Here is a 17905-nt window from a genome sequence, read left to right on the forward strand (position 1 = left end):
GGAAAGAACGGCCTGCCACGGACAGGTCGGCAGGATGGCCCGCAGCCACTCCCCGGAGCGGCTGCGGGCCTCCCGCGCGGACTGGCATCCGTGCGGGACGCCGTTGGTCCCGCCCCGCCGCCCGCTAGCCGGTGCAGCGGTACGTGAACTGCGTCGCCGCGGTGCGCTGCCCGGGGGAGACCAGCTGGAGCTTCGCCTCGGCCGCGTACGTGCCCCGGCCCTGGAAGGTCCACAGCAGGTGCAGCCGGGCCTCCTTCCTCCCGCGCGGCACCCGCTCGGTGAGCTGCTCCGACTGCGTGCCGTCGGAGCGGATCCACCGGTACGTGAGGGTGCCCGGCCGCCCGTTGGTCCGTACGACGGCCACCACGTCGGCGGCGGAATCGCAGCCCGGGCCCTGCGGGTCGGCGGCGGCGACCGAAACGCCGCGCACCTCGATGGCCGGGCCGTACCGCTGCCACGCCAGGTACGCGAGCACCGCGAGAAGGACGACGGCGGCCAGGGTGTAGCGGCGCCACTCCCAGCGCCGACGGGCCGGCACCGCTTCCGCGACCACGGGGAACGGCGCCGGCATGGCGGCCGTCACCCCGGGCCCGAACCGCAGGACCGACCCCTCGATCCGGTCGGGTACGGCCTCCTGCGGCTGCGGCGGCCCGCTGAACCAGTGGCTGCCGAGGACGGTGGCGCTGTAGTCGTCGTCGCTGTCGCTCATGAGATCGTGCACCGCCTGATGAAGACCTGGGAGGTCGAGGAACCGTTGCCGGCGGCGGGCTTCGTGGTGGCCCGCACGCCCCAGTAGCAGCCCCGGCCGGAGAAGGTGTGGGCCTTGACGAGCGGAGCGGCGGCGCCCGGCTGGTACGTGAGGGTGTCCGGTGCGCCGTCGGGCGTGCCGAGCTTCCCCTCCGCGTTGCCGGTGAACCATTCGAGCACCACCGTGACCGGCGCGGAGCCCTTCGCGTCGACGGACACGGTCGCCTGGCCGAGCGAGGGCCCCGTCTCGCGGATGGTGACGGACACCGCGCCGACGACCACCGTCGGCTTCGGTGAGGGCGGCGGAGTGGTGGTGGGCGGCGGGGTGGTCGGCGCCGTGACGGTGGGCGTCACCACCGGTGAGTAGCTCGGGCTCGCCGTGGTCGAAGGCGACGCGGAGGCGGACGGGGAGAGGGAAGGGGAAGGGGAAGGGGACGGCGAGGGGCTCGCCGACGTGCTCGGGCCCGGGGCCGGCGAGGGGCCCGTGGCGCCGGGGCTCGCGCTCGACGTCGCGAACGCGTTCAGGGCCGAGGCCCCGCCGGGCTCCCCGCCGACCGCGCTGTAGGTGAGCGCCGTCAGTACGCCCAGGACCAGCGCCGCGCCGCCCGCGATCAGGCCGCGCCGGCCCGGCGCCCAACGCGAGGGGCTCACGATCGTGGTCGTCGCCACCGCCGTGGTCCCCGAGGCCGGGGCGCCCGCCGAAGGGAACAGCAGCGGCAGCAGCGCGGCCAGCGCCGCGAGCTTGCGCTGCCCGCGCTCCTCCCAGTCCGGCCCGTACGCGGCGAGCGCCACGCCCTCCAGCTCCGCCACGAACGCCTCGGCGTTCTCCGGCCGCTGCTCCGGGGCCTTGGCCAGGCCCCGCCGGATCAGCGGGCGCACCGGCTCGGGGGCCTCCGTCTCGGGGACCGGCGCCTCTATGTGCTGGACGGCGAGCTCGGCGAAGTTCTCCCCGGCGAAGGGCTTGCGGCCGGTCAGGCACTCGAAGAACGTCGCCGTCGCCGCGTACACGTCGGCCGCGGGCGAGGCCGGCCGGCCCTGCCACTGCTCGGGGGCCATGTACGCCGGGGTGCCGGCCACCCCGGGCGTCGTACCGCGGCGCGCCGCGATCCCGAAGTCCACCAGCTTCGAGGAGCCGTCGGGGGCGACCAGTACGTTCTCGGGTTTGTAGTCGCGGTGGACGACGCCCGCCCGGTGCGCCGAGGCCAGCCCCAGCAGCGAGCCCTTCAGCACCACCAGAGCGGCCTCGGGATCGGCCTGTCCGGCCTGCTTCAGCAGCGCGCGCAGGGAGATCCCGTCGACCAGCTCCATCACGATGGCGGCGCCGCCGGGTGCCTCCACGTACTCGTACAACCGGACCACGTACGGGGTGTCCAGTCCGCCGAGCAGCCGGGCCTCGGCCCGGAACTCCCCGACGAACGCGGGGTCCTCGCGCAGCCGGTCGCTGAGGTACTTCACGGCGACCGGTGTGCCCGTGGCCTCGTGGACGGCGAGGACCACGCGGCCGCTGCCACCCGAGCCGAGCTCCCGGACCTGCGCATAGCCGGGCACCGTCCACACGTTCTTCATCGTCTGCCCCCGTCCGTGGCGTCACCGAGCCCCAGGCCCGGTCGCACGCCGACCGGCCACACCCAGGGACACGGTTTCCGCCACGGCCGGTTCCCAACCCTGCCGGGCATCTCGCCCAGGGGTCGGTCGGCGGTCAGACGGCGGTCACGCCGCGGCCCGCGCCGCGCCGATCATGGCGTGCAGCCGGTCGGCCGCCGCCCTCCCGAAGTCCGGGTCGTTGATGTGGGTGTCGTAGTCGTAGAGCCTGGCGGAGCTGCCGCGCAGCCCCTCGCGCAGCGCCGAGAACAGGGCCCGGTCCGCGTCGGGGTCATGGTAGGTGCCGCCCGGCGCACCGAGCGTGGACAGTCCGCGGAGTGGGACGCAGACGGCCGTGGGGCCGGTCGCCGCGCGGAGTTTGGCGGCGACCCGGCGGCCGAGCTCCGCGCACTCGGCGGGGGTCGTACGGATCACCGTGATGGACGGGTTGTGTACGTGGACCCGCCGGTAGCGGGCCCGCTCGGGCAGGGTCTCCAGCGGCCCGAACTTCACCATGTCCAGCGCCCCCAGGCTCACCACCTGCGGAATCCCGGCCCGCCCGGCCGCGCTGAGCCGGTCGGGGCCGGCGGTGAGGATGCCGCCGCACAGGTCGTCGGCGAGCTCGCTGAGCGTGAGGTCGAGGACGCCCGCGAAGATGCCCTGCCCGGCCAGGGTCTCCAGGGTGCGGCCGCCGGTGCCGCTGACGTGGAAGACCAGCACCTCGTAGCCGAGTTCGGTCAGGTGCTCGCGGGCGGCGTCCACCCCGATGGTGGTGACGCCCGCCATGCTCGCCGCGATCAGCGGCCGGGAGCCGTCGCCCAGCCGGGCCGGGCGGTGCAGCTCGCGGGAGGCCCGTTCGAAGGCCTTGGCCATCCCCGCGGCCGCTTCGACGGCGTTCGCCAGGACCGGCGCGGAGATGCTGTTGATCCCCGCGATGTCCACCACGCTGTACAGCATCGCGATGTCCGAGGACCCGACGTACGGGGCCACGTCCCCGGACGCCATGGACGAGACCATCAGCTTCGGCACGCCCAGCGGCAGTGCGCGCATCGCCCGGGTGGCGATGGAGGTGCCGCCGCTGCCGCCTATGGCGAGCACCGCGTGCAGCCGGCCCTCGGCGTGGAGGCGTAACAGCGTCGCCTCGGCGCCCTTGGCCATCGTGGTCACGGCCGCGCCCCGGTCGGCGGCCGCGCGTAGCTCCGACAGTTCCGTTCCCGCTGCCCGGGCCACCGCTTCGCGCGGTACGTCCGCGGGCACCCGGGGCTCGCCCATGATGCCTGTGTCGACCGTGATCACTTCGACGCCGGTGCGCAGCAGCCTCTCGCGCAGCCAGCCGTACTCGACACCCTTGGTGTCCAGGGTTCCCACCAGCACGACGTTCGTCATATGTGCAATGTCCAGGCAGGTGGGGTTTGTTGGCAAGTCAAGGTCGGGTCAACCCTTCAGGAGCATCAACAGCCTCTCCAGGAAGGGGATTTGAGAGGGGGTCAGCTTGCTTTCGGCCACGGGTGGAGTGAACCAGGCCACCCGGTCCAGCTCGGGGAACTCCTGCGTCCGGCCCGAGTGCGGGGGCCACTCCATCGTGAACGTCCCCGGCACCATCAGCGCCGGATCGAGGTCGGCCCGTACGGCCCAGATCGTCACCAGCTTGCCGCCCGGGATCCGCACCTCGCCCAGCGGAAGGTACGGGCCGTCCGGCGGCGGCAGGCCGATCTCCTCGGTGAACTCCCGGCGGGCCGCGTCGAGCGGGGTCTCGTCCGCCTCGTACTCGCCCTTGGGGATGGCCCAGGACCCGTCGTCCTTGTGCTCCCAGAAGGGGCCGCCCATATGGCCGAGGAGTAGTTCGACGGCGTCCGGCGCCGGGGCGGCGGACCCGGCGGCCGTGCGGAACAGGAGCAGTCCGGCGCTGCGCTTCTGCGTCATGCGTGGATGTATGCCCCGTGGGCGGCCGGGTCAGCGCGGCCACCGCGATCGGCCACGGCGATCGGCCGCCGCGATCGGTCGCCGGCGCGGCCGTGGACCGGCCGTCAGTGGTCGTGCGGGCCCTGGCGGTGCACCGGGCCGTGAGCGTCCGCGCAGTGCGGGTCGGCCAGGTCCTCGCCCGGGCGGCCGAGGCTGAGGAGCGCTTCCTGTACGTGGTCCACCTGGAGGGTGGTGTGCGTGATCCCGTACTCCTTGTCGAGCAGCCGCTCCAGGTCGCGGCGCACGGCGTGGCAGTCGCCGGCCGGTTCCACGAGCACGTGCGCCGACAGGGCCGCCTGCCCGGAGGTGATCGTCCAGATGTGCAGGTCGTGCACCTCGGTGACGGGCGGGTGCCCGGCGAGCCGGTCACCCACCGCGTCCGGGTCCATGTGCGCCGGCGCTGCCTCCAGGAAGATCCGGCCGGACTCGCGGACCAGCCCGTAGCCCGCCTTGACCATCAGCACCACGACCACGAGCGTGGCGATCGCGTCGGCCTGGACGAATCCCGTGGTGAGCACGATCAGACCGGCGACGGCGGTGCCGATGAAGGCGAACAGGTCGTTCAGGATGTGCTGGTAGGCGCCCTCGACGGCGAGCGAGGAGCGGTTCGCCTTGGAGATGCACCACGCGGCCGCCACGTTCACCACGATGCCCGCGAGCGCCGTCACGAGGACCAGCCCGCCCGCCACCTCCGGCGGGTCCATCAGCCGCCGGACCGCCTCGTACGCCAGCCAGGCCGCGAGCAGGAGCAGGGTGAGCCCGTTGGCCTGGGCGGAGAGTATCTCCGCGCGCTTGAGGCCGTACGTGAATCCGCCGCGGGCGGGGCGGGCCGCGAGCCGCATCGCGATCAGCGCGAGGACGATCGAGACGGCGTCGGTGAGCATGTGGGCGGCGTCGGAGATCAGGGCCAGCGACTGGGCCACGATGCCGATGGCCACCTCGACCGCCATGAACGCGCCGATCAGGCCGAGCGCGATGGCCAGCCAGCGCCGGTCGGCGTCCGCGGAGACACCGTGGCTGTGCCCGCCGTGACCGCCGTGACCGCCGTGGTCGTGGCCGGCGGCGTGGCCGTGGTCGTCGTGCGCGTGGTCGTGCCCACTCATGGCGTCCCCCGTGTGTTCGGTTCCGACGCGTGAAGTGAAGCGCACTGTGACGCAATGGGCAAAGGCTGCAACGGGGACCGTTGTCATTACCCATAAGGGGCCGCTGACCTGCGGTTATGCTGGACGGTTCGGATCGTGGGAAAATCTGCTCATGGTCCAGCGCCCCGGTGTGCCGACCGCGCCCGAGCTCGTCCTGGAAACCGACACGGGCTCCACCGCGATGAGCCCGGGCCGGACGTACCACGTCGGCCGCGACCCCCTGTGCGAAATCTGCCTCGACGACGCCCGAGTCTCCTGGCACCACGCGATCCTGCGCCCCGACGGGGACCACTGGACGGTCGAGGACGAGCACAGCACCAACGGAACGTGGGTCGACGGCCACCGGGTCCACGAGTGGAGCATCGGCGTAGGCAGCGAACTGCGCTTCGGCAACGCCTCCGACGGACCGCGCGCCCGGTGCCTGGGCCCGGTCCCGAACGGCGGGCGCGCCGGCCCCGGGCCGTCCTCGGTGTCCACCCCGTCCCTGACCGGCACCTTCCGCCGCCCCACCACCGTGCGCCCGCTCCCCACCCGGACCGCCGTGCGCATCGGCCGTGCCCCCGACAACGACCTCGTCATCGACGACCTCGTCGTCTCCCGCCGGCACGCCGAACTGCACGCCCTCGCCGACGGCACGTACGAGATCACCGACCTCGGCAGCCACAACGGCACCTTCCTCAACGGTGCCCGTGTGGAACGCGCCCCCGTCGCCGAGGGCGACATCGTCGGCATCGGCCACACCGCCCTCTGCCTCGTCGGCGACCAGCTCCAGGAGTACCTCGACACCGGCGAGGTCTCCCTCGACGTCCAGGACCTCGCCGTCTCCGTCGACCGCGGCCGCAAGACCCTCCTCGACCACGTCTCCTTCCCCGTCGGCGCCAAATGCCTGCTCGCCGTCGTCGGCCCCAGCGGAGCCGGCAAGTCCACCCTCCTCGGCGCCCTCACCGGACTGCGCCCCGCCGACCACGGCAGCGTCCTGTACGACGGACGCGACCTCTACCGCGACTACGCCGAACTGCGCAGCCGCATCGGCCTCGTCCCCCAGGACGACATCCTGCACGCGCAGCTCACCGTCCGCCGCGCCCTCGCCTACGCCGCCGAACTGCGCTTCCCGCAGGACACCGCCCGGGCCGAACGCCAGGGCCGGGTCGACGAGGTGATCGGCGAACTCGGCCTCGGACAGCGCGCCGACCAGCCCATCCACAGCCTCTCCGGCGGCCAGCGCAAACGCGTCTCCGTCGCCCTGGAACTGCTGACCAAGCCCTCCCTGCTCTTCCTGGACGAGCCCACCTCCGGCCTCGACCCCGGCATGGACCGCTCCGTGATGCACATGCTGCGCGGCCTCGCCGACGACGGCCGCACCGTCATCGTCGTCACCCACAGCGTGCTCAGCCTCGACGTCTGCGACCGGCTGCTGGTCCTCGCCCCGGGCGGGCGCATCGCCTGGTTCGGGCCGCCCGAGGAGGCTCTCGGCTACTTCGGGTTCGCCGAATGGCCCGAGGCCTTCGAAGCCTTCGAGAACCAGCAGGGACGGGACTGGGCGGGGGAGTACCGCAGCTCCCCGCAGCACCGCACCTACGTACGGAACGCCGCGCGGCCGCCCCGGCTCGACGAGGACCGGTCCGGGGCGGCCGGCTTCGTCGCCCCGCCGCCCAAGGCCCAGAGCTGGGGCTCCCAGCTCTCCACACTGGTCCGCCGATACGCCGCCGCGCTCAGCGCCGACCGCACCTTCCTCGTCATCATGATCGCCCTGCCGTTCGTCATGGGCGCCATGACCCGGGCCCTGGCCGGCAGCTCCCTCACCAAGGAGACGGCGATCAACGCCCTGCTCATCCTGTGCGTCGGCGGCGTGCTGACGGGCGCCGCCAACGGCGTACGGGAACTGGTCAAGGAGCGTGTCATCTACCAGCGCGAACGGGCCGTCGGCCTGTCCAGATCCGCGTACCTGATGTCCAAGGTGGTGGTGCTCGGCGCCGTCACCGTCGCCCAGGCCGTGGTGATGACGCTCGTCGGCCTCTACGGAGTGGAGACCAACGCCCCCGGCGGCAAGGGGGTCTTCTTCTCGCCCCTCGCCGAAATCACCCTCGCCGTCGCCCTGCTGTCCTTCACCGCGATGATGCTCGGCCTGCTCGTCTCCGCCCTGGTCCGGAAGGAGGAGGTCACCATGCCGCTGCTGGTGCTCCTCGCCATCGTCCAGGTGGTCTTCTGCGGAGCCCTGTTGCAGCTGAACGGCGTGCCGGTGATCGAGCAGCTGGCCTGGCTGGTGCCGTCCCGGTGGGCGCTCGGCGCCATGGCCGGCACCATCGGCCTCGGCGCGATCGTGCCCGGAGAGCTCACCGACGACCCGCTCTTCGCGCACAGCGCCGGGGTGTGGCTGCTCGATCTCGGGATGCTCGTGGGCCTGTCCGTACTTTTCGGAGTGCTGGTCCTGCGGCTGTTGCGCCGTCACGAGCCCGCGATCATGCGAAAGTAGGCGTCGATGGCCAACCTGACCGGGCCCTTCGACTTCGAGCCCACGCACGTGGTCCCCCGTGAGGGGCTGCCCGCCTGGGAAGAGCCCGACGCCTCCCGGCCCACCGTGCCCCTGGACGCCTTCCTGCCCGTGCAACTCCTGTCCCGGCGAGGGGAATGGGGGGAGATCCTGTGCGCCAACGGATGGTCCGCCTGGGTGGACGGACGGCTCCTGGTCGCCGTGCCCGAGCCGCCGCCGACCGGAGGCCGGCCGATCGCACGCGCCGAGGAGGACCCGCTGCCGCTGCTCGCACGCGGCGCCGAGACGCTGCAGCGCTACCGGCAGGCCGCCGAGGAACTCGCCGCCGGGCGCACGGACACCGAGGGCTTCCGGCGGGCGACCCGGGGGCTGCGGATCGGGATCGTGGTCGACGACGAGGCCTTCTGGCTGTACGACGAGGCCAGCGGGCGCTGGATGTACGGCGACGGCACCCGCCTCACGACGTACGCGGTCGGCGCGGGACCGGGAGAGCCGGCCGAGCCGGAGCCGCCGGCCGCGGAGACGGAACGCAGGCCGTCGCCCGGCGCACGGGTGGACACGGCGACGGCGGGCGGGCGGACACCCGGTGCACCCGGGCGGGAACCGCGACGGGAGCCCGCGGGTGAAGGGCGCGAACCGACACAGGTCGTGTCGCCGCCGGAGGGCGCCTGAGCCCACGGCCGAGTCCCACGAGGCCCCAGGCCGGCGGCCCGGCAGGCCGGGACGGGCTCGGCGGGCGATGGCACCCGGCGGGGGCACTCAGCGGGCGAGGGTCTCGGGCGGCTTCTCGACGAGACCGCGGCGGTGCACCGGACGGGCCAGCAGGGCCCCGAGGAAGCCCGCGAGCGCACCCCAGACCAGGGCGAGGCCCACGTTGCGCCACAGCACGGGGTGCAGCTCCGTCTTCGCGCCGAGCCAGCCGACGTCGCCGATGCCGAGCAGCGACAGCCCGAACCGGGCCTCGAGGGAGGTCAGCAGGCACACCGTCAAGGTGGCGAGGGCGAGGGCCACGCCCAGGTGGAGCGCGTGCTGCCAGGCGCGGACGTGCGCGGGGGAGCGTACGGCCGCCAGGAATCCCGTGCCGAGCAGCATCACGGCGGCCAAGGCCACCAGCCACCAGGCCCGGGAGTCCTGCTGCGCGAGCGAGCCCACGTCGACCCTGGACAGGTGCGGCCCGCGCAGCACCTGGTCCAGCAGCTGCGGCATCGGCAGCCCGAACGGCCCCTCGACCCGGCCGTCCCAGGCCCCGCCGAGGCCCAGGGTGAGCCCGATCCAGGCGAGGTTCGGCAGGCCGAGCAGGATCACGGCGAACGTCCGGTCCGCGTGGCCCTGCGTGAGGGCCACGACCACGCCGACGCCGAGGCCGATGACGACGTACGCGAGGAGCAGCACCACGGTGGCGAAGGCGGCGGGCCGCACCGCCGCGTGGAAGCGGACCAGCCGGGCCGGGAGCGGCGCCCGGCGCGAGATCAGCAGGGCGATGAGCAACAGGCCCAGGATCCACAGCAGTCCGAAGAAGAGGGTCGCGGGCAGGGCGGCCCTGAAGCCGACCGTCGGGGAGGAGTCGAGGAGTTCGCCGAGGTCGGCGACGAGGGAGTCGCCGGTGGAGATGCCGAACGTCTGGCGGGCGAGGAACGCGGTGCCGGTGAGGGCCAGCAGCCACAGCAGCACCAACGGGACGGTGCGGGCAGCGAGTTCGCCCGGCCGGGTCACCGCACGGTTGTGCAGCGGGCGCAGGAAGAGCGAGCCGGCCGTGAGGGCCCCGGCGAGGCTCACCGAGAGCGGGAGCACGGACAGGCTCGCATGGGCGTCGGCCAGGAAGCCGGCCGCGCCGGTCACCTCCACCGATCCGCCGGCCGCCAGGACCACGACCGCCGCGACCACCCGGAGGAACGCCCCGCCGGGCAGATCGGCCGCCCCTGCGCAGGCCAGTCCCGCCGCGGCGACGGCCGCCATCACCGCGAAGCCCGCCACGACGGCGACGAGGGCGTCCCGCCATGCCCTCGCGGAGCCCCCGGGTAGCGAACTCGGTGCTGACGGACTGCTCACGCTGCCACCGTAGGCACGCTCGGCTTGCGGCCACCACCCGAGCGGCGCAGACAATGGTCCGCAGGAGTGCAGGAAATGCCGGCATCTCCGTGTCCGAGCCGTACCCGTGTCCCCGTCACCTCCGTTTCCGGGTCACGGAGGTGCCACAGGGGCCGGAACCCCCCTCCGCCCGGGAAGAAGGGCACGTGACCACGCAACCCTCCGGCCGGGAGCCGCAGCCGCCGACGCAGTCCATGCACCCGCCGGCCGACCGCCCCGCAGGTCCCCCTTCCGGCCCCCTCTCGGGCGGGCGGGGCGGGCCGCCGCCACCCCCGCCGCCGGCTCCGCCCGGAGGCACGCCGCCGGGGCCACCGCCCGGCGCGCCCGGCGGCCCCTGGTGGCGGTCCGGGCCCCGGCTGGCCACCGCTCTCGTCGCGCTGGCCGCCGCCGTGGCCCTCGCCGTGGTCCTGACCCGGCCCAGCGGCACCTCCACCGCCGGAGGCGAGGTGTTCCTGCAGCCCGCGGCCGTGTCCGGCCCGGACCCGTTCACGGAGTCCACCGCCGCGAAGGAGGCCACTCCACCGCCGCAGATCACCACCCCGCCCCTGCCGCAGACCGCGGCGCCCACCACCGGCACCACCGTCACGCGCAGCGTCAGCGGCGCGGTGCCGGGCCTGTACGGCGGTACGAAGGCAACGGCCAGCTGCGACGTCGAGAAGCAGATACAGGTGCTGACCGCCCAGCCCGCCAAGAACAGCGCCTTCGCCTCGGCGCTCGGCATCCAGCCGGGGACCGTGCCCGGCTACCTGCGCTCGCTCACCCCGGTGCAGCTCGGCATGGACACCCGCGTCACCAACCACGGTTACCGCGACGGCAAGGCCACCGCCTACCAGGCGGTGCTGCAGGCCGGGACGGCGGTGCTGGTCGATGCCCGCGGGGTGCCCCGGGTGCGGTGCGCGTGCGGCAACCCGCTCGGGTCCCCGGTGGCGCTGAAGGGCAACCCGAAGCGGTCCGGCCAGCCGTGGAGCTCGTACGAGCCCAAGAACGTGGTCGCCGTCGCGCCGTCGGCGACCGTCGTCCGGAAGTTCGTCATCTACGACCGCCACGACCGGCACTGGTTCGAGCGCGACCGCGGCGACCACCAGGCCAAGCACGACAAGCCAGTGCCTGCGCCCGTGATCCCGAAGCCGCCGATCACGCCGGTGCCGCCGAGCCCGTCGGCCACGAAGGCCCCGCCGTCCCCGGCGCAGTCGCCGACGAAGTCACCGTTCCCTCCCGGGCACCCTTCCGAGTCCCCGTCCGAGCCCGCGTCCAGAGCACCGCTCAGGCCCGAATCGCCGCCGCCGACGAAGCCGCCGCCCCCGACGCCGCCGCCCCCGACGCCGCCCCCGACGTCGACCCAGACGCCGCGGCAGTTCGAGGCGCCGTCCGGGTCCGTCACGCCCTCCGTCTCGCAGCCCGCTTCGGCGCCCCCGTCCTCGAAGGCGCCGCGGACCGCGTCCGCGTCCGTGTCCTCCGCGCCGGCGCCCCCGCCGAGCCCGGCGGAACCATCCTCTCCGGCCCCGCCGTCCCCGGCGGCGCCGGAGCTGAGGCAGAGGCCGAACGAGCCCGGGGCTGACACGGGCGCGACGGACCGGGCCGGCACCCCGGCGCCGCCTGCCACACCGGAGCGGCCCGGAGCCGGCGGCGGGACCTGACGCGGGCGGGCATACGTACGGGAACGGTGAGACCCTGGCTGCATGGCCGAAAGGGGAGCGAGCCCCGAGGTCGACTGGCCCGCGCAGCCGGACATGAGCCTCGCGCTCAATCGCATGGGCACCTTCGACTGGGACCTCGACAGTGGGCAGATGCATCTGGATCCCACCGCCCTCGAGGTCCTCGACCTGCGCCCGGAGGAGTTCACCGGCACCCCCGCAGGGCTGCGGACGCGGGTGTCGCCGGGCGAGGAGGTCCGGCTCGACGCCCGGGTGGCGCAGGCGCTCAAGGACGGCCGGAGCCACTACGGGGCGTACGTCCGCACCCGCCGCCGCGACGGCACCCCGGCCTGGACGCACATCCAGGGCCACATCCTGCGCGACGCGAACGGCCGCCCGTACCGGATCATCGGGATCCTGCGCGACGCGGCCCACGACCCCGGCGAGCCCGGCGCCGGCGGGGAGCAGGCGGACGACCGGCGCCGGATGACCGGCGTCGTCGAACGGACCAGCGCCATCCTGGCTCACGCCCGCACCGTCAACGACGTGACCGACGTCCTGAAGGACCCCGAGGCCCTCGGCCACCTCGGCGCGGTCAGCGTGATGCTCGGCATCGTCGACGGCGGCCGCATCCACCTCGTCGCGGAGGGGCAGCTCGGCTCGTACGTCCCGGAGATCGAGTACACGCGCATCGACGCGCGGTTCCCGATGAGCGAGGCCGTGCGGAGCCTGCAGCCGGTGTTCCTCGGCTCGCGCGAGGAGTTCCAGCGGCGCTACCCGGACCTCTGGCCGTACATCGAGCCGCTGGACGTGCGCAGCGGCGTCTACCTGCCGCTGATCGCCCAGGGCCGGGCCATCGGCGCGCTCGGGCTGCTGTACCAGCGGGAGGGCGATTTCACCGCCGAGGAGCGGAACCTGCTCGTCGCGCTCGGCAGCGGCATCGCGCAGAGCCTCCAGCGCGCCATCCTCTTCGAGCAGGAGCACGACCTCGCGGAGGGCCTGCAGCGGGCCATGCTGCCGCGGCGGATCCCGGAGGTGCCGGGCGCGCGGATCGCCGTACGGTACCGGGCCGCCCGGATGGGGCGGGACATCGGCGGCGACTGGTACGACGTGATCCCGCTCGGCGAGGGCCGGGTCGGGGTGATGATCGGCGATGTGGAGGGGCACGACACGGACGCGGCGGCCGTCATGGGCCAGCTGCGGATCGTCCTGCGGGCCTACGTCGCCGAGGGGCACACGCCCGGCACGGCCATGGCCCGGGCGTCGGCCTTCCTGCGGGAGCTCGAGACGGAACGTTTCGCCACCTGTACGTACGCCGAGGTGGACCTGAACACCGGCATGCTCCAGATGGTCCGCGCCGGCCACCTCGACCCGGTGGTGCGACGCGGCGACGGCACCTGCCACCGCGTCCAGGTGGCGGGCGGACTCCCGCTCGGGCTGCCGCCGCGCGAGCAGTCCGCAACCGGCTCCGGGTACCCCGTCACCAGCCTCGAACTGCACCCCGGCGACACCCTGGTGCTGTGCACCGACGGCCTGCTCGAACGGCCCGACGGCGACTCCGAGGCCGGCATTCGCGAGCTCATGGAAGCGGTCCACACCGGCCCGGTCGACGTCGAGGAGCTCGCCGACGTCCTGTGCGACCTCGTCGGCGACGCGGGCGTCGGGGACGACATGGCCCTGCTCCTGCTGCGCCGCCGCGGCACCCCCACCCCGCGCGGCGGCGGCCCGCTGCGCCTGCGGCTCACCCCGGGCGACCCCGAGGGCCCGTCGATGGCCCGCCACCTGATCCGGGCGGCGGTGGCCGCCTGGGGCGCCGCGGAGGGGGCCGACGAGATCGAACTGGCGGCGGACGAGCTGATGACCAACGTCCTCGTGCACACCGACGGCGGCGGCCACGTCAACGTACGGCTGACCGCGGAGGGCCGGATCCGGATCGAGGTCGAGGACTCCAGCAGCGCCCTGCCGCACCGGCGCGAGGCGGGCGACTGGGCGGTGTCGGGGCGCGGCCTGCTGCTCGTGGACCGGCTCGCGCAGGAATGGGGCGTGGAGCCGAGGGGCGGCGGGAAGTGCGTGTGGTGCGAGTTCGCCCTCCCGGAGCATGCGGCGCCGTGAGGGACGCCCGGCGGGGTGCGGCCCGGCGGGCTCAGACGGCCGCGTACGGGCCCTGCTCCGCCTTCGTGGTCTGCAGGGCCGTCAGCCTGCGGACGAACACGATGGCGAGGACGGCGGCGCCGACCGTGAACAGGTCGGTGACGATCCCCACGGCGGACGCCGCGCGCAACGCCTCCGGGGTCTCGGCCCGCTTGTACATCTGTTCGAAGACGCGGTCGAGCACCAGCGAGCCGACCCACAGCGCCCACCAGGCTTTCAGGGGCGCGGCGGAGACCTCGCGGTAGGAGCCGTCGGGGCCGCGCTGGGTACTGGCGATCCAGATCTGATGCGCGATGCGGAACGGCAGGAAGAGGTTGCCGATCGGGATGAACCAGCTGCCGATGGCCCAGCCGCGGGTCTGCGTGAAGCCGCCGGCGTCGAAGATCTCGCCGTTCACGCGCACGCGGTGGAACCAGATGACGAAGACGACCGCCGTCGCCAGCAGCATCAGGAACTGGAGTACGCCGGCGACGCCGGTCAGGGCGTCCCCCTGCTCGAGCGGGCTGTCCCCGACCTTTGCGGGGTCGGCGATCAGGCTCTGCATGAGCGAGAAGACGTACCCGCTGGCAGCCGCCGAGAACAGGTTGACCACGGCCGCGACCGACAGCAGCGCGGTGAGCGCGACCGCCAGGCCGCGCGGCGAGCGCAGCACGTCGGCGGTCGGGTGAGGCGCCGGGTACGGCAGGCCCGGGTACGGCCCGGCGGGATACCCGGGCTGGGACTGCCCGGGGTGGGGCTGGCCGGGGTAGGGCTGCCCGGGGTGGGGCTGGCCGGGGTAGGGCTGCCCGGGGTGGGGCTGGCCGGGATACGGCGGGGCCGGGTAGGGCTGAGCCGGGTACGGCTGCGGCGGTGCCTGCTGCGGGTACGGCCGCGCGGCGGGCGGCTGCTGCTCCGGCGACGGCGACGCTGCTGCGGCCAGGGCCGGGACTTCGGCCGGGGCTTCGACAGGGGCTTCGACAGGGGCATCGACAGGGGCATCGACAGCGGCTTCGGCCGGGGCAGGTGACGCGGCCGGGGCCTCGGCCGGGGGCTGCGACGCGGGTGGAACCGGGGGGCCCGGCGGCTCGTTGACGGACATGCGGTGTGTACCCCCCACGGGAACAGGTGACTCGGCAGCGGATGCCCTGCTGACCTGCGGCGGGGCACGTCCGAACCATGCCAGCCCGGTATCCGGCCGCCAAATCCTTATCCGGGCCCGGGGCGGGAGCCCGTGCTCCGTGTGACGGGGCGAATGGCTGAAACCGCGGGGCACGAACCGTCGTGCCCGCGCGGGGCGGGCCGAGTGGCCGATCCTGCCTGGGTGCTGAGCCTGCGTCCGCTGCTGCCCGTCCTGCTCGCCGTGGCCCTGCTCGGCCCCGCCGAGGCATCCGCCGCCGCGCAGGCCGACGGGATCGAGACCGCCCGTACCGGCCGGCAGATCGCCCCCGGGATCCGCCTGGAGTCGTACGACCGGCTGGAGTCCGACCGCTGGCTGCGGATCGACGAGCTCCTCGTCGACCTCGGCGGGGGCGCCGGCGTCCGCGCCGAGTACCTGGGCGGCCACGGACCGGCGACCGTCGCCGAAGCCGCCGCCCGCCATGCCGCGGGGCCCGGGCGGCGCGTGGTCGCCGCGGTGAACGGCGACTTCTTCGACATCCGCGGTACGGGCGCACCGCTCGGCCCCGGCCTGGCCGTCGGCCGGCTGCTGCACTCCGCGACCCCCGGGCCCGGCGCTGCCCCGGCCGTCGGATTCGGCGCCGACGGCCTCGGGCGGGTCCTGCGCATCGCACTCGACGGGAGCGTCACCCTGCCCGGCGGGGCGGTGCGCCCGCTGGCCGGGTACAACGCGGCCCGGCCGCCCGCCGAGGGCCTCGCCGCGTACACCGCCGACTGGCCGGCGGCGCAACTGCCCGCCGTGGGCACCGCCGTGACGGTACGGGACGGCCGGGTCACGGCAGCCGCCCCGCCGGTACGCAGCCCCGCCCGCCGGGAGCGCCCCGCGCCCGGCACCACCGTGCTGGCCGCAGTCGGCGCTGCGGCCGCTGCCGAACTCGCCGCCCTGCGCCCGGGGGACGCCGTGGCCGTCGCCGCCCGGGCCCTCCCGGACGCCGGACCGGTCCCGGTGGCGGCGGTCGGCGGGCGCGAGGCCCTCGTCGTGGCCGGCGTACCGCAGGACCACGACGGCGAACCGAACAACACCGCGGCCCCGCGCACGGCCGTCGGGTTCTCGCGCGACGGGCGGCGGCTGCGGATCCTCACGGTGGACGGCCGCCAGCGGGACAGCGGCGGCCTCACCCTGACCGCGCTGGGCCGCCTGATGCACCGGCTCGGCGCGTACGAGGCCCTGAACCTCGACGGCGGCGGCTCCTCGACCCTGCTCGCCGGGCTGAGCGGGGCGACGGCGCTCGCGCTGGAGAACTCCCCGTCGGACGGGCGGCTGCGGCCCGTGTCCAACGGGCTCGTCCTCACGGCCCCGGCGGGCTCCGGCGAGGCCGCCGGCTACCGCGTCGAACCCGTCGGCGGGACGACGCAGGACCTCACCCGGGTCTTCCCCCGGCTCACCCGGACCCTCACGGCCACCGGGTACGACGCGCTGCTGGGCCCGGCGCCGGGCGCGCCGGTGTGGTCGGCCGGCGGGGCCGGCACGGTCGACTCCGCCGGGGTGTTCCACGCCGTGCACCCCGGCCGTGCGACGGCGTACGCCCGGCGCACGACGGCGCACGGTGCGCTCCCGCACGGCGAGCTCCCGCTCGAGGTCCTCGGCCCGCTGACCCGGATCCGGCCCACACGGGCCCGGATCGGGCTCGCGGAGCAGGGGGAGAGCGCGGGGTTCCGGCTGACCGGGTACGACGCGCAGGGTGCGGCCGCCGTCGTGGAACCCCGGGACGTGGCCCTGGAGTTCGACCGCTCGCGGTGGCGCGTCACCGCTGACGGGCACGGGGGCTTCACCGTCACCGCGCTCGTCCCGCAGGCCACGGGCCGGCTGGTCGCCACCGTCCGGGAGGGCGGGGCTGCCGCAGCGGCCGGAGCCGTCGGCGCGCCCGGTGCCGGCTCCGGCCTCACCGCCGAACTCGCCCTGGGCGTCGGGCTGGTGACGCTGCCCGTCACCGATCTGGCCGACGTCGCCGACTGGACCGGGCCGGGCGCCTCAGCGGCCGGGGGACATTCCGGTGCGGGAGTCGCCCTCGACCTGCCCGTGGCCAAGGCCCAGGGGAGCGCCGCCCCGCCCCGGCCCCTGCCCGTCCCGGAGCTCGCGCGTTCGCTCACGCTCTGGGTCGGCGGCGACGGCTCCGGGGCCCGGCCCGCGGTGGAGCTGGCCGACGCCGACGGGGCCGCCGTCACGGTGCGCGGGCCCGCCGTGGACTGGACCGGCTGGCGGGAGCTCACCCTGCCGCTCCCGGCCACGGCCGAGCCGCCGTTCAGCGTGACCCGGCTCTCGGCGGTCGGGGGGACGGGCCCCGGACGGCTGACCCTCGACACGCTCGGTGCCCGGACCCCGCCCACGGGGCCCGCCGCAGCGCCCGTGGTCCGGGATCCGATCGTGGTCACCGGGGCCGGGGTCCGGGCGCGGCCCTGGCGGTTCGCCGTCGGAGGCGGGGACGCTGCTGCCGACTTCGTGCTGACGGGCGCCGACCGTGCGCAGTTCGTGCACCGCGGCGTGCGGTTCCTGCCGCTCGACACCACCCGGCCCACTCTGGGCGGCGGCGGTCTGGACCGGATGCGGGCCCTGCACGAGGCTCTGGCGGCCGCCGCCCGGGATCCGGCCACGGGCGCGCTGGCCGTCGTACGGGCGGATGCGCCGGACACCGTGGACCGCAAGGAAACGGCCTTGACGGCGCACCTGCTCGCCGAGTTCCGGCGCACCACCGGGAAGCGCGCCGCCGTGCTCACCCTCGGAGCCCCGGCCTTCGCGGCCGGCCGCTCCGAGGGCGTGCTGTCGGTCGCGGCCCCGCGCACCGGAAGGACCCTGGTGGGCGTGGACGCCTTCGCCCCCGGCGACTGGCTCGCCGTCCGGCACGACGCCCACGACACTCCCTAGGTGTATTGACCCGCAGCGTTGTTCACGCGGCTGATGGGCGGGTGTCCGCCCAGTGCGGTGTGGCAGCGGTGGTGGTTGTAGGTGTGGAGGA

The 17905-nt window shown here is 75.0% G+C and carries 11 protein-coding genes and 1 pseudogene; 5 read left to right on the plus strand and 7 right to left on the minus strand.

What is annotated here, in order from left to right:
• Nucleotides 1-124: 124 nt before the first annotated feature.
• The 5 genes from ACFYXK_RS13755 to ACFYXK_RS13775 all read right to left on the minus strand — a co-directional run bounded on the left by ACFYXK_RS13755 (nucleotide 125) and on the right by ACFYXK_RS13775 (nucleotide 5393).
• Complete coding sequence (locus ACFYXK_RS13755) at nucleotides 125-709, minus strand: hypothetical protein (RefSeq protein ID WP_389411315.1); 585 nt, start codon at nucleotides 707-709, stop codon at nucleotides 125-127.
• Nucleotides 706-2313 (minus strand): serine/threonine-protein kinase, encoded by a 1608-nt coding sequence (locus ACFYXK_RS13760; protein ID WP_389411316.1) that lies wholly within the window; start codon nucleotides 2311-2313, stop codon nucleotides 706-708. Before ACFYXK_RS13760 ends, ACFYXK_RS13755 begins: the two co-directional genes overlap by 4 nt.
• Nucleotides 2314-2457: 144 nt before the next feature.
• Nucleotides 2458-3714 (minus strand): Tm-1-like ATP-binding domain-containing protein, encoded by a 1257-nt coding sequence (locus ACFYXK_RS13765; protein ID WP_389411317.1) that lies wholly within the window; start codon nucleotides 3712-3714, stop codon nucleotides 2458-2460.
• Nucleotides 3715-3762: 48 nt separating this feature from the next.
• Complete coding sequence (locus tag ACFYXK_RS13770; RefSeq protein ID WP_389411318.1) at nucleotides 3763-4251, minus strand: NUDIX domain-containing protein; 489 nt, start codon at nucleotides 4249-4251, stop codon at nucleotides 3763-3765.
• A 104-nt stretch (nucleotides 4252-4355) separates the two neighbouring features.
• Nucleotides 4356-5393, minus strand: coding sequence for a cation diffusion facilitator family transporter (locus ACFYXK_RS13775; RefSeq protein WP_389411319.1), 1038 nt, complete (start codon nucleotides 5391-5393; stop codon nucleotides 4356-4358).
• A gap of 151 nt (nucleotides 5394-5544) precedes the next feature.
• Between ACFYXK_RS13775 and ACFYXK_RS13780 the strand changes: the two genes are divergently transcribed.
• Both ACFYXK_RS13780 and ACFYXK_RS13785 read left to right on the plus strand, forming a co-directional pair.
• Entirely contained in the window at nucleotides 5545-7905 is a 2361-nt protein-coding gene (locus tag ACFYXK_RS13780; RefSeq protein ID WP_389411320.1) for an FHA domain-containing protein, read from the plus strand.
• Between the two features lie 6 nt (nucleotides 7906-7911).
• Nucleotides 7912-8595, plus strand: a complete 684-nt coding sequence (locus ACFYXK_RS13785; RefSeq protein WP_389411321.1) for a hypothetical protein — start codon at nucleotides 7912-7914, stop codon at nucleotides 8593-8595.
• 87 nt (nucleotides 8596-8682) lie between these two features.
• Here ACFYXK_RS13785 and ACFYXK_RS13790 read toward each other — a convergent pair whose 3' ends face one another.
• Nucleotides 8683-9972 (minus strand): streptophobe family protein, encoded by a 1290-nt coding sequence (locus ACFYXK_RS13790; RefSeq protein WP_389411322.1) that lies wholly within the window; start codon nucleotides 9970-9972, stop codon nucleotides 8683-8685.
• 233 nt (nucleotides 9973-10205) lie between these two features.
• Between ACFYXK_RS13790 and ACFYXK_RS13795 the strand changes: the two are divergent.
• Both ACFYXK_RS13795 and ACFYXK_RS13800 read left to right on the plus strand, forming a co-directional pair.
• Nucleotides 10206-11423 (plus strand): annotated as a pseudogene (locus ACFYXK_RS13795) (DUF6777 domain-containing protein); the annotation flags it as partial.
• A gap of 267 nt (nucleotides 11424-11690) precedes the next feature.
• Entirely contained in the window at nucleotides 11691-13757 is a 2067-nt protein-coding gene (locus ACFYXK_RS13800; protein ID WP_389411323.1) for a SpoIIE family protein phosphatase, read from the plus strand.
• Nucleotides 13758-13788: 31 nt separating this feature from the next.
• Here the strand turns inward: ACFYXK_RS13800 and ACFYXK_RS13805 are convergent, their stop codons facing one another.
• Nucleotides 13789-14874 (minus strand): DUF4328 domain-containing protein, encoded by a 1086-nt coding sequence (locus ACFYXK_RS13805; protein ID WP_389411324.1) that lies wholly within the window; start codon nucleotides 14872-14874, stop codon nucleotides 13789-13791.
• Nucleotides 14875-15096: 222 nt separating this feature from the next.
• Here ACFYXK_RS13805 and ACFYXK_RS13810 point away from each other — a divergent pair, with 222 nt between their 5' ends.
• A complete protein-coding gene (locus ACFYXK_RS13810; RefSeq protein ID WP_389411325.1) occupies nucleotides 15097-17814 on the plus strand; it encodes a phosphodiester glycosidase family protein in 2718 nt (905 codons plus the stop codon).
• The last annotated feature ends 91 nt before the right edge of the window (nucleotides 17815-17905 follow it).

It is taken from the genome of Streptomyces sp. NPDC002209 (genome assembly GCF_042890265.1).
Taxonomy (GTDB): Bacteria; Actinomycetota; Actinomycetes; order Streptomycetales; family Streptomycetaceae; genus Streptomyces.

Coding starts and splice junctions, on each gene's coding strand:
- ACFYXK_RS13775 (WP_389411319.1), bottom strand. CDS start 5,393: ATGAGTGGGCACGACCACGCGCACGACGACCACGGCCACGCCGCCGGC.
- ACFYXK_RS13800 (WP_389411323.1), top strand. CDS start 11,691: ATGGCCGAAAGGGGAGCGAGCCCCGAGGTCGACTGGCCCGCGCAGCCG.
- ACFYXK_RS13765 (WP_389411317.1), bottom strand. CDS start 3,714: ATGACGAACGTCGTGCTGGTGGGAACCCTGGACACCAAGGGTGTCGAG.
- ACFYXK_RS13780 (WP_389411320.1), top strand. CDS start 5,545: ATGGTCCAGCGCCCCGGTGTGCCGACCGCGCCCGAGCTCGTCCTGGAA.
- ACFYXK_RS13805 (WP_389411324.1), bottom strand. CDS start 14,874: ATGTCCGTCAACGAGCCGCCGGGCCCCCCGGTTCCACCCGCGTCGCAG.
- ACFYXK_RS13785 (WP_389411321.1), top strand. CDS start 7,912: ATGGCCAACCTGACCGGGCCCTTCGACTTCGAGCCCACGCACGTGGTC.
- ACFYXK_RS13755 (WP_389411315.1), bottom strand. CDS start 709: ATGAGCGACAGCGACGACGACTACAGCGCCACCGTCCTCGGCAGCCAC.
- ACFYXK_RS13770 (WP_389411318.1), bottom strand. CDS start 4,251: ATGACGCAGAAGCGCAGCGCCGGACTGCTCCTGTTCCGCACGGCCGCC.
- ACFYXK_RS13760 (WP_389411316.1), bottom strand. CDS start 2,313: ATGAAGAACGTGTGGACGGTGCCCGGCTATGCGCAGGTCCGGGAGCTC.